General features: G+C 68.0%; 4 protein-coding genes. All 4 read left to right on the top strand.

The window, feature by feature from the left end; all coding sequences use genetic code 11:
- The first annotated feature begins 54 nt into the window (after positions 1 to 54).
- Positions 55 to 873, top strand: a complete 819-nt coding sequence (gene cobA / locus EOD15_RS31025) for a uroporphyrinogen-III C-methyltransferase (protein ID WP_127409154.1) — start codon at positions 55 to 57, stop codon at positions 871 to 873.
- The gene (locus EOD15_RS31020; protein WP_127409153.1) at positions 870 to 2,183 is read left to right on the top strand and encodes a cobyrinate a,c-diamide synthase; all 1,314 of its coding nucleotides are present in this window, start codon (positions 870 to 872) and stop codon (positions 2,181 to 2,183) included. Before cobA ends, EOD15_RS31020 begins: the two co-directional genes overlap by 4 nt.
- Positions 2,184 to 2,186: 3 nt before the next feature.
- Entirely contained in the window at positions 2,187 to 2,963 is a 777-nt protein-coding gene (gene cobS / locus EOD15_RS31015; RefSeq protein WP_127409152.1) for an adenosylcobinamide-GDP ribazoletransferase, read from the top strand.
- 39 nt (positions 2,964 to 3,002) lie between these two features.
- Positions 3,003 to 3,461: nicotinate-nucleotide--dimethylbenzimidazole phosphoribosyltransferase (locus tag EOD15_RS31010; protein WP_185929126.1), on the top strand; the 459-nt coding region annotated here is incomplete at its 3' end.

Here is a 3,461-nt window from a genome sequence, read left to right as displayed (position 1 = left end):
GAGTTCATTGTACGACGCCCACTACCAGCGGCGTTTTCGCGGACGGGACGGATTGTGAGCGGCAGCACCAAAAACACCGGCGAAAACGCTACGCTCGAAACAGCCTTGTCCCGGCTGAACTTCAAGCCGCGCCGGCTGGAGCCTGGCCATGTCTGGCTGGCCGGCGCCGGCCCCGGCGACCCCGGTTGCCTGACGCTCGAAGTGCTGGCGGCTTTGGCCGAGGCGGATGCGCTGGTCTACGACGCGCTGGTCTCATCCGATGTCGTCGCCGTTGCCGAAAATGCCGAGCTTTTCTTTGCTGGCAAGCGCGGCGGCAAACCGTCGATGAAACAGGATGACATCACCGCCCTTTTGGTGCGGCTGGCGCGCGACGGCCGCCGCGTCGTCAGGCTGAAGGGCGGCGATCCCTATATTTTCGGCCGCGGCGGCGAAGAAGCCCTGGCGCTGGCGCATGAAAACATCCCGTTCCGCGTGCTGCCAGGCCTGACCTCGGGCCTCAGCGCTCTGGCCGCGACCGGCATCCCGGCCACCATGCGCGGCATCAACAAGGCGGTGATCCTGGCCACCGGCCACGCCGCCGGCACCGATGACGATCTCGATTGGGCGGCAATCGCCCGCACCGGCCAGCCTGTCGTCGTCTATATGGGCATGGCCAACCTGCCTTTGATCGCGGCGGCACTGCTCGACGGCGGGCTGGCGCCGTCGACACCGGCGGCAGTGATCGTCGCGGCGACCACGCCGCAGGAACGAACCGTCGTCGCCACGCTCGCCACCATTGCCGAGGAAGCCGCGGCCGCCGGTCTTGCCTCGCCGGCGCTGATCGTCGTTGGCGGCATCGTTGCCATGCGCGCGGCACTGGCGGGACAAGCATGACGGCCCGCGCCATCATCGTCGGCGCGCCGCGCTCCGGCTCCGGCAAGACCAGCGTCACCATCGGCATTTTACGCGCGCTCACCCGGCGTGGGCTGAAGGTGCGCGGCGCCAAATCCGGCCCCGACTATATCGACCCCGGCTTCCACACCGCCGCCACGGGACTGTCCGGCGTCAATCTGGACAGCTGGGCGATGCCGCCATCGCTGCTCAACGCACTCGCCGCGCAAGCCGCCGACGACACCGATTTCGTCATCCTCGAAAGCGCCATGGGCCTGTTCGACGGCATTCCGGCCTCGCCGGGGCGCACCGGGTCAGCCGCCGACCTGGCGCGGCTCTATGGCCTGCCGGTGCTGCTGGTGCTCGACGTCTCCGGCCAGTCGACCACTGCGGCCGCCGTCGCCATGGGCTTTGCCACCTACGATCCGGATGTACGCATGGCCGGTGTAGTGCTCAACCGGTTGGGCAGCGAGCGGCACCGCCGGCTGTCGGGCGACGCCATCGAGGCGATCGGCCTGCCGGTCGTCGGCGCCATCCTGCGCGATCCCACGCTGAACCTGCCCGAACGCCATCTCGGCCTCGTCCAGGCCGGCGAATATGACGACCTGATGGCGCATCTCGACCGGCTGGCCGACATGGCGGAGAAATCGCTCGACCTCGATGCGATCATGGCCCTGGCGACACCCTTCACCCCGGCACCCGGCGGCTTCACCGACGCACTGGCGCCGCCCGGCCAGCGGATCGCACTGGCCGAGGATGCCGCCTTCACCTTCCTCTATCCGCATGTCGCCGCCTACTGGCGCAAGGCGGGTGCCGAAATCGTCCCGTTCTCGCCGCTCGCCGACGAAGCGCCCGACGAGACCTGCGATGTCTGCTGGCTGCCGGGCGGCTATCCCGAGCTTCACGCCGGCAAGCTCGCCGCCGCCGCGACTTTCCGCGCCGGGATGGCCCGTTTCGCCGCGACGAAGCCCATCCACGGCGAATGCGGTGGCTTCATGGTGTTGGGCGAAGCGCTGGAGGACGCGTCGGGCGAAACGCATGCGATGCTCGGCCTGCTCGGCCATTCCACCAGCTTCGCCAAACGCAAGATGAACCTCGGCTATCGCGAGGCGCGGCTGCGCGCCGATTGCCCGCTGGGCTCGGCTGGGGCGCTGATTCGCGGCCACGAATTCCACTATGCGCAGATGACCTCTACCGGCAATGACGACCCCTTGGCCGACCTTGCCGACGGTCTGGGCAATCCGATCGGCGCCTCGGGCTACCGGCGCGGCCATGTCAGCGGCACCTTCTTCCATGCGATTGCGAGGGGCTAGAGCATGAAGTTCAGGAATCTGGCCCCTTCACCGCGGCAGGTTGTCGACGACATCGCGCTATGCCTGGTCTTCTTCACCCGTCTGCCGCTACCCGTCTTCGATTTTCGCGGCCGCAGCCTTGCCGCCGCGATCTGGGCAGCCCCCATCGCCGGACTTGTCGTCGGCCTGATCGGCGCCATCGTCTTTGCCACGGCCGAACGGTTTGGCCTGGCCATGGGGCCAGCGGCGGCCCTTGCTCTTGTGGCAACCGTGCTCACCACCGGCTGCCTGCATGAGGACGGGCTATCCGACGTCGCCGACGGCTTTGGCGGCGGCAAATCACGCGGCCGCAAACTCGAGATCATGCGCGACAGCCGCATCGGCGCCTATGGTGCCATGGCGCTGGGCCTGTCGCTGCTGATCCGCTGGAGCGCGCTGTCGGAGTTCGTCGATCCCACTCAGGCCCTCTTCGCCCTCATAGCCGCACACGCGGCCTCGCGCGGCCTGCTTGGCGCCTTCATGCATCTCTTGCCTTCGGCGCGGATCGACGGCCTGTCGGCCGATGCCGGCACCGTCTCGCAGGAAACCGCCATGGCCGGCGCCGTGCTCGGCGCGATCCCGCTGCTCCTGCTCGGATTGGGTGGCGCCGTCTTCGCGCTGCTCCTGCTTGGCCTGCTGTTTGCCGCATTCCGCGCCCTTTGCCTCAACCAGATCGATGGCCAGACCGGCGACACGATCGGAGCCTTGCAGCAGGCAAGCGAGATCGCGGTGCTGCTCGTCGCTTCCGTAGCGCTTTCCTGATTCCCTTTGGCCTGATTCCTTTTCGGAGACTTTGCCCCCATGCCGTTCAAATCCCTCGATGAATTGCGCGCCGCCTGCCTCGATCTGCCGGCCGGCAGCGATGCCGCGGCCAATGCGGTCGCCCGCCGCCAGGATACGCTGACCAAGCCGCAAGGCAGCCTCGGCCGGCTGGAGACCGTCGCCGCGTGGCTGGCGCGCTGGCAGGGCCGCGACATGCCGAAGCTCGACCGCGTCAAGGTTTTCGTCTTCGCCGGCAACCATGGTGTCACCGCGCAAGGCGTGTCGGCCTATCCCTCGGAAGTGACCGTGCAGATGGTGGCGAATTTCGCCGGCGGCGGTGCCGCCATCAACCAGCTTGCCCGCATGGCCGGCGCCGAACTCGATGTCATCCCGCTCGATCTCGACCATCCGACCGGTGATCTCACGCTGGTGCCGGCGATGGACGACAAGGCGTTTCTGGCGGCTGTGTCGGCCGGTTATGACGCGGTGACAGAAGAC

Source organism: Mesorhizobium sp. M7A.T.Ca.US.000.02.2.1 (genome assembly GCF_003996995.1).
GTDB lineage: Bacteria > Pseudomonadota > Alphaproteobacteria > Rhizobiales > Rhizobiaceae > Mesorhizobium.
The sequence above is the reverse complement of the archived record's forward strand: the minus strand, read 5'-3'. Positions and strand labels throughout refer to the sequence as shown.